Genomic DNA, 23,072 nt, shown 5'->3' on the forward strand with positions numbered 1-23,072 from the left:
GCGGCCAGTTTCAATCCATCTTAAACCACTTGTTTTAAGTAAAACGTTTGCCATGAATGAAACGACGAGAACATTGACCTTTGTGGGAATCGCCGTGGTTGCCTTAATTGCGGCGTTCGTAACCGATCGCGCCTCGCAACCGGTCGAGCTGACGGGTTATGAAAAGGTAGGCGAAGAATTCTATCCGGACTTCACGGATCCGACCCAGGCGCGAGCGCTGCGGGTGGTGAGCTACGATGAAGATTCCGCCACGCTGAAAGTCTTCAACGTGGACTATAAAAACGGTGCCTGGCGGATTCCGTCGCACCATGACTACCCGGCTGACGCCGAAGACGAACTGGCGGAAACCGCCACTTCCCTGGTAGGAGTAGTTCGCGGTGCCCTGGAAAGCCGGCGGAAAAGCGACCATGAACGTTTTGGCGTCATCGATCCACTGGACGAATCGAACACCAACCTGCAGGGCCGCGGTCAGCGTCTGACACTGTCCAAAGAGGGTGGTGCGCCGCTGGTCGACTTTATTATCGGTAAGCAGGTACCGGAACAACCCAATGAATATTATGTGCGGAAAGTCGACGAAGATTCGGTCTACCGGACTAAGCTCAACGTGGATCTCTCCTCTGATTTCTCGGACTGGATCGAACCGGATCTGCTGAAGGTCGACCGGGATCGACTGGTGGAAATCATCGTGAATAAATACTCGATCGATGAAACCAATCGGCGCCTGGTGGACGAGGAACTTTCGACGCTGAAACGCAAAAACTCCAGCTCTCCCTGGGAACTGGAAGGCCTGAATACCGAAACCGAGAAACTGAATACCGCCGATGTCAACCAGATGATCAACACGCTGGTCGACCTCAAGATTCAGGGAATCCGTCCCAAGCCGGCCGCCATCGCTGCGGAGCTCAAGAAATCGGGACAGCTGCAGCTGAAAAATGCACTCGACTTTGTCGATCTGCAAAGCAAAGGTTTCATCGTGGCCCAGACAGCTTCGGGCGGTCAGCAGCTGGTATCCAACGAAGGGGAAGTGATCGTAGTCACCAACCAGGGTGTGGTCTACTCGCTCTACTTTGGTGAAATCTTTACCGGCAGCACGCTGGATATCGAAGTCGGTAACGGCAGTAAAGAGAAGAGTGAGAAAGCCCCGGCGAAAGATGCTGAAAAAGCGGATTCCAAAGAGAAGAAACCTGCCGACAAAACTGAAGAGTCGGTAGAGAAGCCGGGCAAAACCGATGACAATGATGCCATGAAGACCAGCCGTTACCTGTTCGTGACGGTGACCTTCGATCCGTCCTTTATCGGCGATCCACCACAGAAGCCGACCAAACCGGAAAAGCCGGCAGAGACGAAAGAAAAAGCGGACAGCGATAAACCAGCCGATGCGAAAGCAGCTGACAAGAAGGATGAGAAAACCGACGAGAAGAAGCCGGATCCGGAAGCAGAATATGCAGCCGCGATGAAGAAGTATGAGTCGGCTCTCAAAACCTACGAGAAACAGCTGAAGGAGTACGACGAGAAGGTCATCAAGGGCCAGGAACGCGTGCAGGAGCTGAATCAGCGGTTCGCGGACTGGTACTACGTGATTTCCGCCAACAGCTTCGAGAAGCTGCGGATGTCGCGGAAAGCCCTGGTCGAGCCGGCTGACAAACCCGAAGAGGGTGCCGCTAAACCGGGAGCGGGTAATCCCGCTCTGGGAATTCCGGGCCTGAACCTTCCCGGCATGAAGGCTCCCGCTCAGCCAGGTGGGGAGCCTGCAGCGCCGAAACCGGCTCCGTCCGCGAAACCTGCTCCAGCGAAATCCGACAGCGAGAGTAAACCGGCGCCCGCCAAAACAGAGGCAAAACCTAAGCCTGCTGCGGAAAAAGCCTCCCCCAAGCAGCCGGAAGCTGAGAAAAAGTCTACGGATTCCAAGCCTCCCGAGAAGGCAGCTGGTTCTGAGTAATCGGCGGAACAACAGTCCATTCAGCCAAGCCTGAGGCGGTCGGTAATCGTGCCGAACCCGCTTCAGGATTGGCTTTTTTTCGTGGCAGAGCCCAATTCTGTTCCGGTTAGGTAGACTTTACGGGCCATGTGCCCAACAAACCGGTAATTCCGATCGAATCATTCATAGAAGTTCCTCATCTGATACCGATAAAGCACAGTGAACGATTTATAACGATTTTGTAAGTTGCTCACATAAAACGGGTCTATCAGTTATCAGTCACATAAGTATAGATACCGAATCAGGTTACCTTACTTATGAAGGAGTCTACGAAATGAAACGACTTCCCCAGAAGCTCCAGTGGGCCGTTGTTGGCTTTTCACTTGTCGTCGTGGTTGGCATCTGTATCGAGCTCTTGAAATCCGATTCAAAAGCCTCAAACGCGGAATCAGTCGCGGAGGAGATCAAGTGGCACCAGGACCTGGAAACGGCTCACCAGGCCGCGATGAAAAGTAACAAACCGGTATTCATCGTATTTGATGCCAGCTGGTGTACTTACTGCCGGAAACTGGAGAAAGATACCCTCTCCGATCCACGAATGGCCCGCTACCTGAATCAGGCATTCGAGCCTGTACACCTCGATTTCGACAAAGATCGGGAAATTGCCGACACCCTGAAGGTGAAATCGATTCCATGTACAGTCGTTCTGAGTGCAGAAGCAGACCTGCTGGCGCGTCAGGTGGGATATTCCAAAGTTCCCCGCTATCACGCGATGTTGGAAAAAGCCCGCAAATTGCAGGCTGTGATTCGCCACATCGAGTACTCAAAATAAGTCTGAATTCTGCTGATATCACTGATTCGCACATGGCGCAAATCTTGTAAAAGCAATAAAGAACGTGTATTTTGCGCTGTATGAATAAAAGCAAAGAGCCTTTTGGCAAGAATCCGTCGGGCGAAGGAGACTCCTGGGAGTCCCTCGCAGGTGACCTGTTTGGAATTGATTTTGACCAGCAGGTCAAACCCGAGCCCGTCGATTTTGATGAAGATGATCTGCCCGAAGACGACGAGGCAGACGTTGAGGCTACCTCTGAGGAACCGGAAACCCCGGCCCCTGCAGAGCCGTCGGCTGCTGCCGTCTCCCGTGTTCAGGATGAGACGGATGAAGATGACGACGATGATAGTGGATTCGGTTCCGCCATCTTCGAAGATGACGACGACGATGAGCCTGAAGTACTCGTCTCTGATGAAGATGACGAGGAAGAAGCCGACGATGAAGAAGAGGACGACGACGAAGATGAAGTGATCGCGTCCTTCGATGATGACGAAGAGGACGAGGAAGACGAAATCGAAGAAGATTTCGAACCCGCCGCTCAAGTCGCAGCCGAGTCTTCCGTTGACGATGACGACGAAGAAGACACCTACTGGGATGCTCTGGACGGCTGGGACTGGGACGAAGACGATTCCAAGTCAGCGAAGAGCCCCGCCGCCTCTGATGATGATGAGGAGGATGACGAAGACGACGAGGACGAGGACGATGTCTTCGCTGAAGCCGATGAAGAAGAAGACGAAGAGGATGAGGAAGCGGTTGCTGAAGCTGAGGAAGTAGTCCAGGAGAAACCGGCCCGCTCCCGTCGTTCGCGTAGTCGCAAAAAGAAAACCGCAGAAAATCCCCCTGCCACCGCTCGAACAGACGAACGTCTGGACGACGACGATTCCTTCGGCTTCGGTCTGATTTCGGAAGAAGTTTCCTTCGAAGTTGAGGAAGAAGACGAAGAGGATCTGGAGGACGAAGCCGTCGCCGAAGAAGAAGAGACGGTTGTAGCAGAAGAAGACTCCGAGGAAGAAGAAGCGGAAGAACCGAAGAAGCCCCGTCGTCGTCGACGCCGGAGACGTTCACGTTCGCGTAAGAAAGAAGAAACTTCTGAAACCGCTGAGGATGAGGAAGAGACGGAAGACGAAGCTGAGGAACTGGAAGTCGACGATGAAGCCTCTGATGAAGAGGACGAAGAGGAGTCCGAACAGAAGCCAAAACGCTCGCGCCGCTCTCGTCGTCGCAAAAAGCCTGCTGCTGCAGAGTCTGAGTCTGACTCTGACGATGAAACAGACAGCTCCGAAGCACCGCGTCCCCGCAAGAAAGAGATCGAAAACAAATATCCCAACGTACCAAGTTGGGAAGAAGCCATCTCTTATCTGCTGAACCCCAAGCTGGTGAGCGGCAAGTCCTCCACCCAGGACAAAGCCAAAGAGGGAGACAGCAAGAAATCGGATCCGGAAGCAGCTGACGATCAGAGCCGCCGACGTCCGAAACGCTCTTCGCGTCGTTCATCCGGAAAACGGGGTGGTGGAAACCGGAAGCCATCTCCGAAAAAATCCTAGTCGCCTGACAGGACGAGATCTTAACCATAGATCGGAGTAAGCGCGCATGGATACGGTTGCTGAAATCCCGGAACTGCGACAGCGAGTACGTGCTGCCCGCCAGGGAGGTGCCGTCATCGGTTTTGTGCCGACCATGGGTGCCCTGCATCAGGGACATGCCAGCCTCGTGGAAGCCGCACGAAAAGAGTGCGATTTCGTCGTGGTTTCGATCTTCGTGAATCCGACACAGTTCGGTCCCAATGAAGATTTCGACAAGTACCCGCGAACGCTGGCTGCAGACCTGGAGAAATGCCAGGCTGCGGGGGCGGACCTGGTCTGGACGCCAACCAAAGACATGATGTATCCGGCCCACTTCTCAACGCATGTGGATGTGGAAACACTGACGGAGACACTGGAGGGCGCGACCCGTCCGCATCACTTCCGCGGCGTCACGACCGTAGTCACCAAACTCCTGCTCAGCTGTCTGCCCGACAAAGCATATTTCGGGGCGAAAGATTATCAGCAGCAGGCCATCGTGCGGCGGATGTGTCTCGATCTGAATCTTCCGGTGGAAATTGTCACGTGCCCTATTATCCGGGACGCCGATGGTCTGGCACTGAGCAGCCGCAATGCTTATCTCTCAGCGGAAGAAAGGGCATCGGGCTTGTCCCTTTCTCGAGCGCTGGCACTGGCCGAGGAGCGAATCGCCTCGGGTGAGACGGATCTTGAGCGCATCAAAACAGAAATGCGGGAGCTGCTGTCGAAAACGCCGCTGATCAAACTCGATTACGCGACGATTGCTGATCCAGATACCCTGGAAGAGCTCTCAACCGCGCAAAGCCGGATGGTCGCGTTGATCGCCGCCTGGTCCGGTTCCACACGATTGATCGATAATCGTGAGCTGACGACTGATTCGCAGGTTTGAATTACGTCGATCTCACGAATTGATATTGACGTAAGCTGCTGAAAAGTAAGAAGATACCATCTCAGCGTTGATCGAATTTGTGCAAAACTGCGGTTTTCTGTGAACCGTGGGAACTTCTTTGAGCCTGGTTTCGTCTCTCTATTACTGTGACCAACAATGATCAATACCTGATTCAAGAGTGTTTGGCAGGTCGTACTGAGGCGTTTGATCAGCTGGTTCTAAAATATCAGGACCGTCTGTATCGAACACTGGTGCGGATTCTGGGCTCCAGCGACGATGCGCGCGACGCAGCCCAGGAAGGCTTTACCCAGGCATTTTTCAAGTTGAACACATTCCGGGGAACAGCCGCCTTTTACTCCTGGCTGTTCCGCATCGCTTTTAATGCAGCGATTACCCAGAAACGAAAACAGAAACGATCCGCCACCCCCATTGATCCGCAGGAAAACCAGTCAGGTCAATGGCTGGAAGATCCTCACCCCGACCAACACCCTCCCGACGTGGCAGAACGCACCGAGCGCAAACAGATCGTCCACCAGGCGTTGAATGAATTACAGGAAGAATACCGGACCCCGCTGATTCTGCGGGAGCTGGAAGGTTTGTCATACGGAGAAATCGCAGAGCTCACGGATGTTCCACTGGGAACGGTCCGCAGCCGCATTTTTAGAGGAAGGAATGAACTGAAACAGAAACTGAACGCGTTGTTCCAGGAGGCACCCCTGGCCCGTGTTTCCGAGTCTGACCACGAGTCATCTATAAGTGAATCAAAATGAGTAGTCCATCATCTAACGAAAACCTGTCCGCCTACTTCGACCGGGAGTCCTCTGACGAGGAAAGCCGGGAGTTGGAGTCGCTGCTGGAAGAGTCAGCGGCAGCGCGACAGGAACTGCACGAGTTCGGTGAGATCTCCCGGCTGATCCAGGAGACAGCGACGGAATCTGCGCCCCCCGAACTGGCGCCCTCGATCCGTAAACGGATCGAACAGGAAACCCTGTTGAATTCCACTCCAGCAACACCCGCGACGGCTCCGGCCCCGTCGGGTCCTTCGATGCTGCGTTACCGGATTGCGGTCGCTATCAGTACCTGTTCTTCTCTGGCAGCCTTGGTCTTATTTATTTTACTGCTGAATATTCCAGAGCCGAACGCAGGTACCAACTGGCAGATGACCTCTTCCGATCAACAGCCAACACTAATGAGTCATGCCGAACCCGCTCCCGAATCAGAGGGCGCGCTGCGGGAAGGTGAGCAGATGGACGCGTATCATGACAGTTTCAGTTACCAGGGTAAACCGGTCGCAGACCTGAAAATGAAAGCGGCGGCAGCTCCCCCTGAGAATGCGCCTTCTGTCTCCCTGCGGATGTCAGCCCCTGCCGCTGCGAAAAGCGAGCTGGTGAAAGGACAACCAGGGGTGGGCAGGGCTGGTCTGGCCCGTAAAGAGACGGCAGACTTTGCGATTAAAAACACGTTTGCAGAGCAGAAAGCCATGCAACGCATGGCGGAAGTCCAAGCCCGGAATCGTCTCACGTTTCCGGTAATTCCTCCGATGACAGGTCTGCCCTCACATATCCCCATGGATGCGATTCGTATTGGCGACGTCTTGCCTTACTTCCAGGATATCAATGGCAAGGTTGCAGTGATTGAAGTGCGAGTGGTCGATGTGAAACAGGCACTGGGCACCATGGAACTGCTGTTGAGCAAGAATAACATTCCGGTCAATCAGAAAAAACAGTCCGAAGTGGAACGTCAGCTGAACCGCCTGAATTCCCAGAACGGTAACGGCGCCGGTGAAAAGAAGACGGAATCGGCTCAAGAGGATGAACTGTTCGCGGTCTTCGTGGAAGCCTCCGATACCCAGGTGGCCTCGGCGCTGAATGATCTGCAGAAAGATCTGAATCAGAGTCAGTTGCTGGGCCTGTCCCTGCAGCCGGCCATCGATGAATCTTCACTGACGGAAAGCGTCAAAGACCTGCCACGTCTGCTGGCAGAGAACACCGAAGTCAAAGCTGACACCCCCTTCGAAGTGGGCGGCAATCAAAAGCAGGATATCAAAGCCAGCGACGATGCTTCTGCTAACGATGGTCTGGCGCGTTCGAACGATAACACAGGTTACCAGACCCGCTATCGGATGCAGGTGCCTGCCGAACAGCTCACGCGACGCGCAAGAGAGTACAAACGAGCGACGCCACTCCCGACATTGAGCCAGGCCAGGTCTGCTTCACCCGAGGCGCCCCTGGTTGCCTCCAAGCCGAACCAGGGGCTGCTGCCATACGCTGCTGATCAGAAACTGACAACGAGCCAGCGATCCGCAGGCGGGGATAAACCCCCGGTCAGAGTGCTGTTTGTGTTTAAGAACAGTCAGAGCCAGACACCAGTTGTACCTCCCGCTCCCCCGGCGTCCCGCTGAGGGGAACACCGGGAGGGAGGTGATTTAGATCTAAGACCGTCTGATGGGACGACCGTCTTATTTGGCCTTCTGTGGTCCGACGTGTCCCCTGGTCCTGGTCTGAATGCGAACCAGGTAAGTATCTGCGGTGAGGTAGAGGACTGAACCGTCATTCCCCCAGGCACAGTTGGCGGTCCGTTCGCCGGTGCTGATGCGTCCCAGCAAATCTCCTTCGGGACTGAAGATATAACAGCCCCCTGGTCCGGTGGCGAAGACGTTCCCTTTGAGGTCGGTCTTCAGACCATCGGGAAGTCCGGGGAGCTTGCCGACATTTTCGGTGACATCACAGAAGACCTTGCTCTGCCCCAGTGTCCCATCCTTATTGACGGGGAATGCTTTCCAGAGTGCGGCTTCAGGATCGGACTGAGCGACGTACAGTGTTTTTTCATCCGGTGAGAAGGCGATGCCGTTGGGGCGGGTCATTTCTTTCGTAAGCAGAGTCAGGGTTCCGTCAGTCGCCAGACGGTAGACGCCACAGAAGTCGAGTTCGCGACGGGGATCGTTATAACGATCGGGCAGACCGTACGGGGGATCGGTGAAGTAGAAATCCCCGTTGGATTTGAATGTACCATCGTTGGGGCTGTTGAGACGTTTGCCCATGTAGTTGTCGACCATCGTCCGCTTGCCCCCATCTTTGGTGAGGACGGAAATCCGCCGGTCGCCATGCTCACAGGAGACCAGCCGTCCCTGAGGATCCAGGATCAGACCATTGCAGCCAGGCTCGCCTCCGTAGGGAGCGACTCCGGTGTATCCCGAGGGTTTCATGAACAGAGACGCACCAGTTCCCTCTTTCCATTTCATGACCGAGTTGCGGGGAATATCGGAAAAGAGCAGATAACCGTCTTTCGCATCTCCAACCCAGACAGGACCTTCGGACCAATCGAAGCCGGAGGAGAGAACCTCGATCTTCGCATCCTTGTCTATCAGTTGATCGAGACGTGGATCAATGCGAATGACTTCGCCCAGTGTGGGGTAATTGGTCGAGTCCTGCGCGTGCCCTTGGGAGGGGGCGAGACAGAGGAGACTTGTGACCAGCAGCAGACAGGAGAGTGGAATGGTTTTCATGCGCTTTTTCCCTGTTTTGTAAGTCTATGAGATCAAGTGAATTCATCGGGGAATATTGAAGTATCAATTCTACAGATTGTGTGCAGGAGATGCACGTATCGAGGAAATATTCTTGAATCAGGGGCTTGGAATACTTGCATCCCGAAAGGTGCTTCGATAACGTAGGCTCTGAACCGATTCGGGTCCCTGAAGACTTTTCAGCAGCCTGAAAACCGATTAAAATCAGTCTGAACAAGACACATATGGTGGGTATAGCTCAGTTGGTTAGAGCGCCGGATTGTGATTCCGGAGGTCGCGGGTTCGAACCCCGTTACTCACCCTTTTTTCTCTTTTGAGGCCCCTTCAGCGACGTGATCAGACAGTCGCGGCTCCGCCTCTTCTGTTCCTTGCAGATGGAACAGCTCTCCCGTGATGTTGCGATCACAGCCAGCACCTCGATTCAGATCTTGAGAGGCAGCTCTTTCCGCAGCGTTGAGGGGGAGACATTCCCTTCGGCAGGCAACGGAATATTTCCAGGCTTACCTGCACCATAGCATGCGGCGAGTGCCACCAGCGGCGTCCAGGCGATCATCACCAGAGGCAGGCCCCAGGCAGGCCAGAACAGGGCCATTGTCGCCAGCGGTAAGAGCCAGCAGACATTCAGAGCCAGAGCGACGAGAGTAACTCTGCGATGTGCGGCTTTGCGGGTCAGGTTTTTCCCTTCCGGTTCAACCAGGTAGCGGGAAACGCGTTGATAGGTATGGCTCTGATGTGCCTGGTACCAGCGATCTCCCCGCAGCATGCGCCGCAGTAATGTAAACGTGGCATCCACCCAGAAGACGCCAGGCAGAATGAGCCAGACCCAGAGGTTCAACGCACCGGAATACACGGTGGTTGCCGCCAGCATTCCCAGCGTATACCCCAGAAAGGTACTGCCGACATCGCCCATAAAGATTTTCGCGGGAGCCCAGTTGACCAGGATGAAGCCCGCCAGGCTGGCAGTCAGGATCAGCATGGGAAGCAGAACCAGCGACGATGCAGCTCCCTGTTGATAATACATCAGGCCGCCGGCGGTGGTCAGAATGCAAGTGGCTTCCATCCCCGCCAGTCCGTCGATGCCGTCCATGAAATTAAACAGGTTCAGCCACCAGACCAGAGCCAGGGCCGTGATCCCCCAGCAGATGACATCAGACTGCAGCCGGATTCCCCAGAGTTCAATCACGGGAGCCGGCAGGAGTGTATAAACGGAAGCCGCGATAATCAGAATCTGCGCTCCGAGGCGTTTTTTAATCGAAAGCTGATACAGGTCGTCACAGAACCCGATCGCCGCAATCAGCGCACCGCCGCAGAGCAGTACGGTCAACAGCGATCCGGAGCTGACTTCATTCCAGAGGCAGACCGTGGTCGCCAGCAGGCTGATCACAACAAAGGAGAGACCGCCGCCGCGGGGCGTCGGTTGAATGTGGGAACAGCGATTGGTGGGCTTCTGCACCAATCCGAGAGTGGGGGCCAGCCGGATGATCAGCAGCGCACCGACCAGAGTCGCTACGGAGACGCCGATAAGCATCACAGTTGATGTGATTACACTGTCAAACACCATTACTTCACGCTAGCCCTTATCTGGCCCTGAATGAATTGCGCTTCCAATTCAGGTCAGACTGTTGATCACTTTTTTGTGGAAGTCCGGTTTCCCTAAACAGGATCCGATCTTCCCCGCTTCCAGGTTGCCTCCCCCCTGAAATTCACACAGCAAACCGCTGAATTCCTGAAGAGAGGGGAGCAAGTCGGGGCGAAGTATACTATTAAGCGAAAAATGGGTCAATCCGTTATGAAACCCCTGTTTTCAGCTGGAAAATCTGCTTTTTGACGGTCATTGATATGAGAAAAGTCCCTCGCTCAACAAACCCTACCTGAACATATAAAACCTCACCTGAAGAGACCGTCTACTGCCATTTTGTGAAGAACTCTCATCAGAATTGGAGCGGTGATTGATTTTGGGGGAGCTGAGAATTATCGTCAAACTGTAATGAAACAAGGTCTGCGTTACTTTTCCTGGATCATCGGTGTCCTGGGAGTGCTGGGAGTTCTGCTCCAGTCACTCCAGGTACAGATTGAGCATACCCACTCCGGCGGAGAGAGTGCGCACCAGCACTCCCACTCTGCGGGACACAGTCATTCGCATGGGCATGGCCATTCCCACAGCCACGGGCATCCCCACAGCCACGGGCATGGTCACTCTCACAGCCATTCGCATGCAGGTCACAGCCATGGGCACGACCATGCACACGGGCATGGACACTCTCATATCGATCAGGAAGAGCCTGCCACCAAGGTGGTCCAGTCCCCTCACAAGCATATGCATATCAGGTTGCTCTGGTGGGAATTCACAGTCCAACTGCCTGCATCCTCCTCAGAGCCAGCAGCCACTGAGGTCGCTGTCGCCCCTGCAACTTCGGAGACCAGTGTCCAGGAAACAGGCAGTCTCCCCGATGGTCTGCGATTCTCGGCGATTCCCTGGGAGCGGCTGATTTCGGAACTGGTTTCATCCTGGATGTGCGTCGCGCCTCCCGAGCGTGGCCGCGTACCTTTGCGCGCAGACTGTTTTGCGAATCTCAACTCAGCGGAAGCCTGCTATCAACGCCTCCGCGACACGCCCCCCGTCCCCCCGCCACAACGTTTGCTTTCTGCTTCATTCTCGTAATTCCCCTGACGCGATCATTGTCGATCTGCCTCAGGGAACGTGCGAGTGCTGCGCCTATCGTGAGGGAAAACCACTTTCCCACGCTTTGACAGGTTCGGTTTGCGCACCTTGTTCCAGAATGTCTTTCTTGCACTGCCGGTCCGCGCAGAAACTGTCGGTACCGCTGCGCACATTCTTTCAGAAAGTAAAACGATGAAAGTCCAAACGCATCGCCCCAGAGGGTTCACACTGATTGAACTCCTGGTGGTCATTGCCATTATTGCGATTCTGATCGCCCTGCTCCTGCCTGCCGTTCAGCAGGCGCGGGAAGCAGCGCGCAGAACGTCCTGTAAAAATAACCTGAAGCAGCTGGGCCTGGGGCTGCATAACTACCATGATACGCATGGCTGTTATCCTCCCGGCTACATTTACCGGCCCGGCGCTTCGGGAAATCAACTGGGATTCGGCTGGGTTGCGATGATCCTGCCGATGCTCGATCAGGCCAACTTATATAATGAGTTTAACTTCAACCTGCCGATCTTCGACGCCGCCAACCTGACGGCGCGGGAAAAACAGATCCCGGGCCTGCTCTGTCCCTCAGATCCCGTTTCCGAGAATAATTTCGTGGAGATGGGAAGCTCCGCGGAACGTTACGCGATGGGCTGCTATGTCGCCAGTTTCGGTCCGCCGGACCTGGATGCGACCCAGGAGAAACGAGCGGGGATGTTCAGCCGCAACAGTTCCACCCGCGCTCGTGACATCATTGATGGCATGTCGAATACGCTCTGCGTGGGAGAACGCCAGAACGGTGCCTTCCGTAATGGGGCGTCGCACGGGAACCATTTCGAGTACGAAACGACCTGGGCTGGTGCCGTGCGTGATATCTCTGATCCGACGGACGACCATGGTCACATGGTACTCTTCCAGTCGGGGCATGTGCCCAATTCACCGCAGAGTGATGACCGGGATGTCTCGGCACCGCACATCGGTTTTGCCCAGTTCCTGCTGGGTGACGGTTCCGTGCGGCTCATTGGTTCCAGCATCGACTTTGGTGTTTATACAGGGCTGAGTACGATCTCAGGAGGCGAAGTGATCGGCGAGTATTAAATTACGCTGATGGCTTGAATGAATGTTGCCTGCTCACAGCTTGTGTTGTGAGCAGGTTTTTTTGTTGATTTGAAATGAGAATGAACTCAATACTGCGGGCAACCACGCAGGGTTGCCCCTACCTGAAAATTGGTTGGTAAGTCTAATGAAGCTCGCTCGATTTCCTGCGACCTCCTGCTCGCTGCGCTCGGCCCGAATTACATTCGGGCCCATCCGGTTCAGGGGGTGTTATTCTGGATCCAGTGGAAGAGTGATTCTGAATCGTACATCGCCAGGCGGGCGGACACATGTATCCACCCCTACAACTCGACATTTATTCGTCAGCCGTCTTTTCAAAGACGAGGATATGCTGGCGGGGGAGGATGCCGATGGTCTCTTTCCACTTGAGATTCAGTTCGGGGCGGGAGACCTCTTTTTTCGCCTGGGCTTCGGACATCTTGTGAACCAGCTTGATGGGGACGGTCGGATCTTCCTTACGGTATTCGACCAGTACGACGCGGCCCTTGGGTTTAAGTGCCTTGGAGATCTCCCGCATCATCTCATAGGGAAACTCGAACTCGTGGTAGACGTCAACCATGATCGCCAGGTCGATGGACTCCGGTTTGAGACCGGGTGATTTCTGTGTTCCCAGGACAGGCACCACGTTATCGACGCCCATTTTGTCCAGTTTTTTCTTGAGCAGGTCGAGCATCTCCTGCTGCACATCGACGGCGTAGATTTTTCCTCCCGGAGTGACGTGTTCGGCGAGGATCACCGAGATTACGCCGCTGCCTGCGCCGATGTCGGCAATGTCCATACCGGGTTGCAGTTTGAGTGCTTTGGGGAGCAACGACAGGCGTTCTTCCCGTTCGCGGGTGGTGCGTTCCAGCCAGGGGGCGCCCTGGTAACCCATCACGCGGGCGATTTCACGTCCCAGGTAGAATTTGCCAATGCCGTTGGGATCGTGTTCGTCGAGACGATAAGAATAGCGGTCGTCCTGCGTGTCGGGCTTCTGTTTTGTGGCAGCAGGCTCGGCGGCAGATGCGGAGTTGGCCAGACCGACGAGGACCAGGAGAGCCAGTGTGTAGCACCGGAAGCAGAACGTATCGGATCGGAAAAGCTTCGACGTGGGTTTCATCAGATCTCCTTAAACCGTGTTAACGGAAAATCAGAAGACCGCTTCTCCTGTTTCCGGATTTCGTTCATGTCGCTGCATGATGGCCGCCCATTCTTCCGGGGACACTTCCTCTGCCTCGTCCACGAGCATCACCGGGATTCCGTCGCGAATGGGATACTTGAGTCGCGTCGCCGGATCGACGGAGACCAGAAAGTCACCGTCGCAGACCAGCCTGGCTTTGGTTTTGGGGCAGGCAATGATGTCCTGTAAACGTTGTGGATCAAAGGCCATTGATAATTACTCTTGAACGACTGTCTCTGAATTGTAACAGAAGGGGGCGGAGATCAACAGTTTTCTCTGAAATCCGCCCCACTTCAATCTTTTAAGTGCGACTCTGATTAGAAGCCACGCAGTTCCTGAATGTCTTTGAAACCGCGGAGTTCATAATCGATGCCGACATAATCGAGAACGGAGCAAAGCGCCCGCACTGCGACGCCGATTCCATCGGGACCACTGAATCCGCCGAACTGTCCGCCCCCTTTGAGGTGCGGCTCGACTTCCAGGAAGACGCCGGGCACGCCCAGTTTTTTCATCTTCTTGTCCATCTTGGGGAGCATGTCGCGGAGTTCCCGCAGGATGAACTCATGACCGGCATCACCCACGTTGGCGGGAACGAAGTTTTTCAGACGTTCTTCGTCAACCACACCCGTCCATTCCAGATCGGGATCGACGGCGTAATCTTTGATGTGCAGCCAACCCATGGATTTGCTCATGTCGTGGAACTCGCTCAGACACTGCATCGCGTCTTTGTTCTGAGCGGCGATGTTTCCGCCATCATAAATGGTGACCATGTTGGGGCGTTTGACTTTGCGGGCCAGTTCGGCCAGCAGCGGTCCGGTTTCCCCGATCAGGTTAGGCTCGATTTCGAGGCCGTACACGAGACCTTCCTTGGCACACAGATCGACGATTTCCCCGATCTGATCAACGGCCTGGTTCATGTAAGGCTTGGGATCTTCACCCTTAGGCGGGTAGAAGGAGAAACCACGGATCAGCTTGGTACCGAGGGTGGTCGCTGCGTTGATTGTGTTGGCAACTTCTTTCTTAAGGTATTCCTTGAAGGGCACGAAGACGTTGTGTGAACCATCTTCTTTGTCGACCAGTTTGATCTTACCAACGCGGGCACCGATGCTGGTGACATTCATGCCGTACTCATCGTGCAGCTTGAGCAACTGCTTGTATTCGGCTTTGTTCAGATCGACGACATGCTTGACGTTCCCATCCCCGTTCACATCGATAAAGCGGGGGCTGTAGTATTTCAATCCCAGCGCGGAGAGTGCCACCATCTGTTCAACAGCGGTTTTATGATTGGCGGCTTCATCAGCAAAGGCACTTAAAATGACACTTGGATTATCTGACATGACGGAGATTAACCTTTTTTGTTTCTAAATCTAAAGCGGATAAACGTGGAGCAATCAGCACTACTATCGGGGCGGAGACTATTCCACTTTGAAAGTAACCGGCCAGCGCTGCAGAAATTTCGCGTGATTTCCCAGTAAAACAGGACCGCGAAAACAGACCAGTTCCCGGTCATTTTGACAGGTTGGAGCCAAGTTTCAAGAGCTACGCGAAGTTCCCCCCTGCTTTTTCAGAGGCTCGTTAAGAATTCCCTCGCGAACCGTAATCAGACAATCAAACGATCAGGTCGCATGCGGGAGGCATTACGTAAATGCATGGTCATCGCGGCAGATGCGGTCTCGGCATCCTGCTGTTTCAGTGAATCGAGGAGCACCAGGTGATCGTAGAGCCCCCGCGTCATGATTTCGGGTGTTTCCCCGGCGGCAGAGTAGGATACCCGTTTATAGCTCCAGCATTTGTGAATGGCTTCACAGATCGGAAGATTACCACAATGGTCGGCGATGCTCAGATGCAGTGCGTAGTCAAAGTTACGGGAAGCGGCGCCCCATTTCTGAACCTGTTCCACAGACTGATCGCCGTCTTCGTACTCCTGCTGACAGGCTTTGACTCCGGCAGCCAGTTCCTGCAGACGCTGAATTTCTGCAGCGCTGATCCGTCCGGCGGCCATCCCGGCGGCAGATGGTTCGAGCAACAGGCGGAGTTCGTGAATTTCCACAAGCCAGTTCTCGGCCCCTTCCCGGACGACGGCCCGGTGATTTTTCTGCTGAATCACGATCCCGTCGGCCTGCAGGCGTGCCAGGGCCTGAACGACCGGGGTCCGGCTGACGCCGATCTCACGGGCGAGTTGTGTGCTCTTCAGTTCTGTTCCGCCGGGCAGTTCACAGCGAATGATCCGCAGCAGCAGTTTCTGGTACACCTCATCTACCAGGGAGAGATTCTCGTCTTCCTGAAGTGAGTGCAATTCCGTGGATTCGGTCAGCAAACTTGTCTCTTTATTCACAGGGATCTCAGTTTCTCAAGAAATACCGGGGCTGGACTCTGCTACCGGGGCGGGAAAAGCTCGAAATCTTTTCCTCTGCCGCGCATCTGCGGGCTTGACAAAACGGTCAACCCGCCATAAAGTGAATTCACTTTCAGGCTGTTCGAGGGGGTTCACCAAGCACTACACCCCTGATTATAGCAGGGAACCGCGAATTTACACCTTCGAAAACCACATATTTTGAATTCACTTAGGGATTAACTAATGAGTCCAGCAGGAACACTCCCCAAACTGAAAGCCGGCATGGTTGGCTTCGGTATGATCGTCGATGAAACCTATCGTCCCTTCTTCGAAACGGTTTACAAACAGGACCTCTACCAGCGGTCTACCGGCCCGGTGGAAGTTTCGCTGGATGCAGTGGTCACCCGCACCGGATCCCGGGCCGAGAAGTACCTGGCAGAGCGCGGCGACAAAGTCGGCGGCTTCCAGAGCTTCGTCGGTGATAACGCCATCGAAGAGATGATCGAAGCGGGTGTGAACTTCGCCTGTGTCGCGTCTCCCGATGACCGTCACTTCGATGCCTGCAAGAAGCTGCTGGGTGCAGGCGTGCATGTAATCGTGGAAAAGCCCTCTGTTCTGTCTCTGCAGGAGCTGGACGAACTGGTGGCTCTGGCTGAGAAAAATAATGTGACTGCCAAAGTGGTCTATCACAAGCTGTTCGATCCGGATCACAAGCGGATGCGTTCGCTGGTTTATGATGGCGTACTGCAGCATGTGAATAACGGCTACTGCTCGCTGCTGGAACCCAAGGCAATTTCAGGTCAGCAGTTTGCACAGTGGATTACCGGTCGTAACCCTGGAACCTATGTCGCCGTGCATTACATCAAACTGATCGACTTCTCGTTCGGTGGAAAATTGAAGACCATCACCGCCGCCGGCCAGCGCGGTCTGGTAGGCGACAAAGATGGCCCGACCTGGGACAGCTGCCAGATGAAGATGGTTTACGAATACGAATCGGGCCGCGAAGCCGCCTTCGATATTCAGACTTCGTGGGTCACCCCGGATAACTTCCCCGGCTATGTCGAACAGGAAGTTCAGTTCCGCTTCGACAATGGTCTGTGGAACGGTCACTCCCGTAAACGTGGTGTGGAATGCACCGTGGAAGACAAAACGCCGAACGAGATCAAGAACTCTTTGAACAACCACTTCAACGCTCCATTTGTAGAACCCTGGAACGAACGTTCGCAGCGGGGTTATGGAATTGAAGTGATCGAACAGTTTGCGAAAGAAGTTGCCCAGGTGGAATTCGGCGGTCCCGAATCGGAACGGGCAGAACGCCTGGCGCAGATTCGATCGCTGGACTACAACGACCTGTCGGCGGATCGTCAGACCGTGGCCGCCGTCCAGGCACTCGAAGCCATTCTGGAAAAACGGGCTGCAGGCGAACCGGATTGCGTCGTGCGTGTAAACGACGAGAACGGTGGCCTGGTGCTCTATCGTCCTGGTTCGAGCGAATTCGAAGTGCTCTACGAAGGCACCGTTTAACCCTGCTTGCAGATTCGTGCCCCGGTGCCGGATCAACATTCATTAACCATTGTCATTTACCTGTTATGTAAAAGAGATCATCATGACAACTGCCATTCACTTTGATAACGAAAATCAGTCTAACGCGGTGCGGGACGAACTGTTCCAGACCGAACCTCTGGCCCTGCGAACCTTCACCCCCAGCCAGGCGGTACTGGCCAAATCCGCCGGCTGCTACCACTGGACTCCGGAAGGTCGTCGTCTGTACGACTTCACCTCGGGCGTGCTGGTGGCGAACCTGGGTCACAATCCCCGCAGCTGGATGAAGCGGTTCAGCGAATACATGGGCTGGAAGCCGGAACATGTGACCGGCGAAGGGGAAGGCGAATACTTCGAAGCGGTCACCCTGACTGCTTACAATGCCGTCACCCCGATTGAAACTGAAGCCAGCAAGCGACTGATTGCCAACATTCAGTCTTTTACAGGGGGCAACCGCTGCGACAAAGTCATGTGGGCGGCTTCCGGTTCAGAAGCAGTTCAGAAGGCACTCTGGGCCTGTCTGCACCGCGATCCCGCACGGGACATCATCCTCGCAACCCGCTATGGATTTCATGGTAAAAAGGGTCTGGCGGGTGCCGTCACCGGTTCGGAAACCGATGCTGATCGCGATCCGCGCGTGAAGTTCATCAGCTTCCCGCGTACCGAATGCGACGACATGAGCAAGAAGGACGATGTACTGGATACCGCTGCCTACCAGAAAGAACTGGAAGACATGTGGACCGAGTACGGCTCACGGATTAACTGTCTGATCACCGAGCCTTACCTGGGCGGTGGGGGCAGTTACCATCCGCAGGTGGCTTACCACAAAGTGCTGCAGGACTTCTGCCGGGCACACGACATCATGCTGATCTTAGATGAAGTGCAGGCCAACTTCGGCCGCACCGGTTGCATGTACGCTTTCGAAAAATACCAGGTTGAGCCCGATTTCGTTGTACTGGGTAAAGGCCTCGGAAACGGCGTGCCTGTGGCTGCAGCCGTGGGTCGCAGCGATGTCATTGCCAGCCTGAAATACGGCGAAGCCTCTGACACCTGGAGTGCCAACCCGCTCTCTTCCGCATCCGTACTGGCGACACTGGACGAGTTCGAATCGACGGACGTGATGGAGAACACACAGAAGCTGTCTGCTCTCTACACTGAAGGTCTGCTGAGCCTGAAAGAGACTGGCGTCATCGCCAAGGTCCGCGGCGAAGGCATGGTCTTCGGAATCGAATGTGCCGAACTGGGTGGCAAGACCAGTCAGGAAGTCGCGATTGATCTGGTCAAGACCTGCTACCTCGGTGAAGAGGGTGGCGACGGCATTCACCTGCTGGGTGCCCTGGCCGGTAACGTGCTTCGCGTCAGTCCACCAATGACAATGACCGAAGCGGAAGCGAAAGAATCGATCGCCCTGTTGAAGCGGCTCTGCGAACAGTTGGCTGCTCAACTGCAGGAAGCTCCTGCCTCCGCTTAAGTGGAGAAGCGATGCATTGAAAATGAAACAGGCCCCGTGTGATGCGGGGCCTGTTTTTTTGTGTGTCAATTGGTATCGATATCGTGTTTCGCTTTGACAATCGAACACAATCAGAGCAGACAGATGAGCAAAGCACTGACTCTCATTCAGGAACGCAACACAGTCAGTTTCCTGCTCGCTGCGCTCGGCCCGAATTCCATTCGGGCCCACCCTTCATTTTTTCTCTTTTAATTGATGCGAAGATCAGATTCAGATCAGAGCTGACGCTGGTTGCGCCACTGTTCCATCTGTTCTGCGTTCATGCCGGGCGGTGGCTGTTGGGTGTTGTCTGTCGGAGCGGAGATGCATCGAGGTGACTGAGGAATTCCGGCGGGTGTCATTCCCTGGGAAACGGCATTCTGTACGGTTTTCGCCGGCGGCTTCGCTTTGGTGTAAGCGGCCTGTTTGGCAGTTCCCTTCGCACCGGCACTGGAAGAGACGCCAGCCAGCATGAGCCGGTTCTCTTTTTCGCGGCGGATTTCATCCAGCCAGTATTGGGCTTCGTTGAACTCGGGCTTCAACAGGACGGCCTGTAGAAACTGCTGCTCGCTGGCCTGCAGTTCGCCACGATCTTTCAGGATGTAACCGATGTTGTAATGTGCTTCCGCTTCGCCGACGGCGCGGATCAGGTGTGGCATTGCACCCTGGTAATCTCCTGAAGAGGCCATCGCGATTCCCAGCTGATAGCGGATGTTCTTGTCCGCGGGAGCGGCTTTGATTGCTTCGCTCAACAGGGGAATGGCTTTATCCCATTTCTGTTCGGCGGCATAGAATTGACCAATGCTGGCGCGAACCTGGGGATTCTCGGGTTCCATCTCGAGTGCTTTCTGGAACCCCTTCTCTGCCTCGATTTTGCGACCGGCAACCTGGTCCAGGCGTGAGAGTCCGAGTACGGCATCGATCGATTTGGGATTTTCTCCCAGGGCCACCTGATAGGAGGTGCGGGCAGAATCAAGATCGCCCATCTTTTCCTGCAGCTGGCCGTGTGTCACGTAAAACTTGTCGGGGTGCTTCAGCCTCTTTTTCGCGACGGAAATCTTTTCTTCCAGCGTGTCCGGCGGCTGATCATTTTTCTTGACGATCTGATCTTTCATGGAAGAACAACCGCTGCAAATCAATAACGCACAGGCGATTCCAGCGAGCCAGGTCTGTTTTGTAAAACGTGTTACGGGCATGTGATCCCCTCCATGAGATACAGCAGCGAAACTTTTTTGATTTTCTCAGTCGGTACTCCGAAAATCAGACCTTCTGACGGGTACGGCGTTACTGCTGAGGCTTGGCAGAACGTTTCAGTAACCGATACAGAACAGAATGATCATGAGTCAATCGAGGTGTCTGACAGATCTTCGTAACTTCCGATCTGACAGGATGTTTGGGATAGGATTTATAACTGACAGAAGAAGCGTTGTGCTGCCTCTGCGATAACTTGAGTGGAAAGAATGGGTTCCTGTCCTTTAAATCGACAAATTGACTGAAGAATCTCCAGTAAATCTCTCGGGTCGCTCGAGCGCGGGGACTGACCCTGGTTGTAATAAGTGTCATACAGGTAATCTACAAAGACTGGGTCGTACTGCAGATTTCGCTGGTGGCAGCAGAGCTGCGCGATTTCGGTAAACAGTTCCCGTGTGGGGGGACCGATGTGAATCTTGTGACGAATCCGGCGGAGGAAGGCTTCATCGACCAGGTCTTTGGGATCCAGGTTGGTGGAAAAGACGATCAACTGTTCAAAGGGAACCGCGAACTTCTTACCGGTTGCCAGCGTGAGATAATCGGTCCGGTCTTCCAGCGGCATAATCCACCGGTTGAGCAGGTCCTTGGGGCTGACCAGTTGCCGGCCGAAGTCGTCAATCAGAAACACGCCGCCATTGGCTTTGATGTGTAGTGGGGCGGTGTAGAAGTTGCTGGTTTTATTGTAGCGTAAATCCAGCATCTCCAGATTCAGTTCCCCGCCCGTGATGACGACCGGACGCCTGATCCGTCGCCAGCGCAAATCAGTTTCCGGTTTACTCCAGTCTTCCATGTCAGGTAGAGAGGTTGCCGTGTGTCGCTGGATGGATGACGCATCCAGGAATTCATGGTCGTCTGTCGTCTCATGAATGGTCGGATCGAAGAGGGTGATGATGCTGTTTTCCATCTGCAAAGCATAGGGCACATGGATCTCGCCGCCCTGCCGATTCAGGAAGCGTCCCAGTCCTTTGGCGATCAGTGTCTTGCCATTACCCGGTGGGCCGTAGATGAAAATAGACCGTCCACTGCAGACGGCGGGACCGAGTTCTTCCAGCAGGCCTTCACGAATGATGAAATCGGAAAAGGAATCTTCGAGCCGTTCCGGAGTACAGTCGATGCCGACCACGGTCTGTAATTGACACTGGCGGACATAGGCATCCAGCGGGACCGGCGCCGGCCCGACATAGCGGCACTGTTCGAACGCTTCCCGGGCGCGGACCCGCCCGAGTTCTGTTAAATGGAATCGATAGGAAGACCGCCCGATGACATTGCCGGACGTGACTTCGATGCACTTCTCTTCTTTCAGAAAGATCAGAGCCGTATCGATAATGCTGAACGGCAGATGCGCACTGCGGGAAATTTCGAGCCCGAGGGCACTTCCCTGCAGATACAGCTGTTTGAGTACCAGCCCCGACAACTGCACCAGCGACAGGCCGGTCTCTTCGAGAGTTTTGGGGGCCGGGATCGCTGCGCCGGGAGAACGCTTGCGCATGCCCGCTGTGCCTGTGATCCGCTGTGCGGAACGGGGCGCGGTCTCTGCAGGTTTCGGCTGGTCATTTTGCGGAAACAGATCGCTGTACAGATCAGCCACATCCTGTTTGGGGCCAGCGGTGCGGGGCTCATCTGTTGGGGCATCAGGTTGCGCGCGAAATGCTGCCTCGGCAGCATCCCGCGTTTCATCATCACCAGGTCGATCAATCATGCAACAGCGATACGTTCAAATTAAACGGAGCAGGAAAAAAGATTTAGAATCAGACGACAGGCGGCACTCGGTTCAGTTGCCGCCGTTCGATGCTGTTCCCCCGCCGGGCGTATACAGAATCCGAGGTGGCAAAATCGAACCGATGTAAGCCCGGTATTTCATGTCCTCTTCGCGTGCGGGGCGTCCGTAAGTCGGTGCGAGACGCAGCATCGTGGGAGGCAGGTTGTCATCGCCGGCCATCTGAGAAGCAGCGTACTGCACATTGGCCAGACGTTCCTGGCTTTCAATGGATTCATTGGCCGACTGAACAAAGACGGTACGACGGCTTTCGGGTGCGTGTGTGAGAATCCATCGGAGATGCATTAAACCGGCTTCGGTTAACTTGTTACTGTCTTTCTCGAAGTGGTACGCATACAACGTGGTCTGGTCGGCCCAGCCATTGTGCATCTGTCTGTCCATGACATCACGTACGTAAGCCCGGTCTTCACACTGATAAGGGTAAGGCCAGTAGTGGGCGTGATGGTAGCGGTTCCAGAAGTGCTGCTTGGGTCCGGTCGGCCGGGGATAGGGAGGCCAGAGTTCTCCGAACTTGTATTTCTGTCGCGAGCCAACGGGTCGTGCTGCGCGCTCGGCCCATTTTGCTTCTTTTTCAGCCTCTTTGCAGGTATCGCAGGACCAGGGCCAACCGGCCTGGGCTTCGTGCCCCTGTGTCAGGCTAAATGCAAAAATCGCAAGTAGATACGTACTCCATCTGACGGCAGTCGTCATGCCATCTCCCCCCTGTGTTAGTCAGATTTGGTGTGTCTCCCTCAATCCGCAATCATCATTCGCGTCAGCCCGACCGCGCATGAATGGAGACAGTCAGTACTGGAGTTATCGGCAGCGAAGAGGTCCGGTCCTGACGGGAAAAACGATTCTGCCGACAGAATGAGTGAGATAATTTCCCGCTGATGCTGTGCGAAAAGCCTGCTGCGCGACACGCCAAACTGGTTCCCCTGGTGACTCTCTTTTTTTGACAGAGGCAGTTCCCCCGCGCAGCTTTGTTTAGAAACCACCTCTTCAAAATTTCTTCATAGAACAGGCACTGATGAGGAGCGGATTTCTGTTCTG

The 23,072-nt window shown here is 54.7% G+C and carries 19 protein-coding genes and 1 tRNA gene; 11 read left to right on the top strand and 9 right to left on the bottom strand.

The genetic code is table 11. The annotated features are described in order from the left end of the window. The first annotated feature begins 52 nt into the window (after positions 1-52). From F1728_RS09385 to F1728_RS09410, 6 genes are all read left to right on the top strand, one after another. Complete coding sequence (locus tag F1728_RS09385; RefSeq protein ID WP_155363884.1) at positions 53-1,939, top strand: DUF4340 domain-containing protein; 1,887 nt, start codon at positions 53-55, stop codon at positions 1,937-1,939. 313 nt (positions 1,940-2,252) lie between these two features. Continuing rightward, positions 2,253-2,750: a thioredoxin family protein gene (locus tag F1728_RS09390; protein WP_145181148.1), complete on the top strand. Its 498-nt coding sequence runs from the start codon at positions 2,253-2,255 to the stop codon at positions 2,748-2,750. Between the two features lie 80 nt (positions 2,751-2,830). Then, a complete protein-coding gene (locus F1728_RS09395) occupies positions 2,831-4,294 on the top strand; it encodes a hypothetical protein (protein WP_155363885.1) in 1,464 nt (487 codons plus the stop codon). A 46-nt stretch (positions 4,295-4,340) separates the two neighbouring features. Beyond that, positions 4,341-5,198, top strand: a complete 858-nt coding sequence (panC, locus tag F1728_RS09400; RefSeq protein WP_155363886.1) for a pantoate--beta-alanine ligase — start codon at positions 4,341-4,343, stop codon at positions 5,196-5,198. Between the two features lie 182 nt (positions 5,199-5,380). Continuing rightward, positions 5,381-5,968, top strand: a complete 588-nt coding sequence (locus F1728_RS09405) for a sigma-70 family RNA polymerase sigma factor (RefSeq protein ID WP_228030590.1) — start codon at positions 5,381-5,383, stop codon at positions 5,966-5,968. Further along, complete coding sequence (locus F1728_RS09410) at positions 5,965-7,599, top strand: anti-sigma factor (protein ID WP_155363887.1); 1,635 nt, start codon at positions 5,965-5,967, stop codon at positions 7,597-7,599. The genes F1728_RS09405 and F1728_RS09410 overlap by 4 nt, the downstream gene beginning before the upstream one ends. 57 nt (positions 7,600-7,656) lie before the next feature. Here the strand turns inward: F1728_RS09410 and F1728_RS09415 are convergent, their stop codons facing one another. Further along, on the bottom strand, positions 7,657-8,703 hold the full coding sequence (locus F1728_RS09415) for an SMP-30/gluconolactonase/LRE family protein (protein WP_155363888.1): 1,047 nt from the start codon (positions 8,701-8,703) through the stop codon (positions 7,657-7,659). A 245-nt stretch (positions 8,704-8,948) separates the two neighbouring features. Between F1728_RS09415 and F1728_RS09420 the strand changes: the two genes are divergently transcribed. Further along, a tRNA-His gene (locus F1728_RS09420) sits at positions 8,949-9,022 on the top strand. Between the two features lie 120 nt (positions 9,023-9,142). On the opposite strand, the gene F1728_RS09425 is transcribed toward F1728_RS09420, so the two are convergent. Then, positions 9,143-10,282 (bottom strand): MraY family glycosyltransferase, encoded by a 1,140-nt coding sequence (locus F1728_RS09425; protein WP_155363889.1) that lies wholly within the window; start codon positions 10,280-10,282, stop codon positions 9,143-9,145. A gap of 426 nt (positions 10,283-10,708) precedes the next feature. Between F1728_RS09425 and F1728_RS31215 the strand changes: the two genes are divergently transcribed. Together F1728_RS31215 and F1728_RS09435 are read left to right on the top strand one after the other, a co-directional pair. Beyond that, a complete protein-coding gene (locus F1728_RS31215) occupies positions 10,709-11,383 on the top strand; it encodes a hypothetical protein (RefSeq protein WP_194242749.1) in 675 nt (224 codons plus the stop codon). Between the two features lie 192 nt (positions 11,384-11,575). Further along, positions 11,576-12,469, top strand: coding sequence for a DUF1559 domain-containing protein (locus tag F1728_RS09435; protein ID WP_155363890.1), 894 nt, complete (start codon positions 11,576-11,578; stop codon positions 12,467-12,469). 313 nt (positions 12,470-12,782) lie between these two features. Here the strand turns inward: F1728_RS09435 and F1728_RS09440 are convergent, their stop codons facing one another. From F1728_RS09440 to F1728_RS09455, 4 genes are all read right to left on the bottom strand, one after another. Next, positions 12,783-13,586, bottom strand: coding sequence for a class I SAM-dependent methyltransferase (locus F1728_RS09440; protein WP_155363891.1), 804 nt, complete (start codon positions 13,584-13,586; stop codon positions 12,783-12,785). 30 nt (positions 13,587-13,616) lie between these two features. Beyond that, a complete protein-coding gene (locus F1728_RS09445) occupies positions 13,617-13,856 on the bottom strand; it encodes a Trm112 family protein (RefSeq protein WP_155363892.1) in 240 nt (79 codons plus the stop codon). Between the two features lie 107 nt (positions 13,857-13,963). Further along, entirely contained in the window at positions 13,964-14,983 is a 1,020-nt protein-coding gene (locus tag F1728_RS09450) for a sugar phosphate isomerase/epimerase family protein (RefSeq protein WP_149341566.1), read from the bottom strand. Positions 14,984-15,246: 263 nt separating this feature from the next. Continuing rightward, on the bottom strand, positions 15,247-15,963 hold the full coding sequence (locus F1728_RS09455) for a GntR family transcriptional regulator (RefSeq protein ID WP_155363893.1): 717 nt from the start codon (positions 15,961-15,963) through the stop codon (positions 15,247-15,249). Between the two features lie 261 nt (positions 15,964-16,224). Between F1728_RS09455 and F1728_RS09460 the strand changes: the two genes are divergently transcribed. Together F1728_RS09460 and F1728_RS09465 are read left to right on the top strand one after the other, a co-directional pair. Further along, positions 16,225-17,505 carry a Gfo/Idh/MocA family protein gene (locus F1728_RS09460; RefSeq protein ID WP_228030592.1) on the top strand — a complete coding sequence of 427 codons (1,281 nt, stop codon included), beginning with the start codon at positions 16,225-16,227 and terminating at the stop codon, positions 17,503-17,505. Between the two features lie 82 nt (positions 17,506-17,587). Next, on the top strand, positions 17,588-18,994 hold the full coding sequence (locus tag F1728_RS09465) for an aspartate aminotransferase family protein (RefSeq protein WP_155363894.1): 1,407 nt from the start codon (positions 17,588-17,590) through the stop codon (positions 18,992-18,994). Positions 18,995-19,248: 254 nt separating this feature from the next. On the opposite strand, the gene F1728_RS09470 is transcribed toward F1728_RS09465, so the two are convergent. The 3 genes from F1728_RS09470 to F1728_RS09480 form a co-directional block, all read right to left on the bottom strand. Further along, positions 19,249-20,208 (bottom strand): tetratricopeptide repeat protein, encoded by a 960-nt coding sequence (locus tag F1728_RS09470; RefSeq protein ID WP_155363895.1) that lies wholly within the window; start codon positions 20,206-20,208, stop codon positions 19,249-19,251. Positions 20,209-20,417: 209 nt separating this feature from the next. Then, a complete protein-coding gene (locus tag F1728_RS09475; protein WP_155363896.1) occupies positions 20,418-21,962 on the bottom strand; it encodes an ATPase in 1,545 nt (514 codons plus the stop codon). A 72-nt stretch (positions 21,963-22,034) separates the two neighbouring features. Further along, the gene (locus tag F1728_RS09480; protein ID WP_155363897.1) at positions 22,035-22,730 is read right to left on the bottom strand and encodes a hypothetical protein; all 696 of its coding nucleotides are present in this window, start codon (positions 22,728-22,730) and stop codon (positions 22,035-22,037) included. Positions 22,731-23,072: the final 342 nt, after the last annotated feature.

The organism is Gimesia benthica (assembly GCF_009720525.1).
Lineage (GTDB): Bacteria > Planctomycetota > Planctomycetia > Planctomycetales > Planctomycetaceae > Gimesia > Gimesia benthica.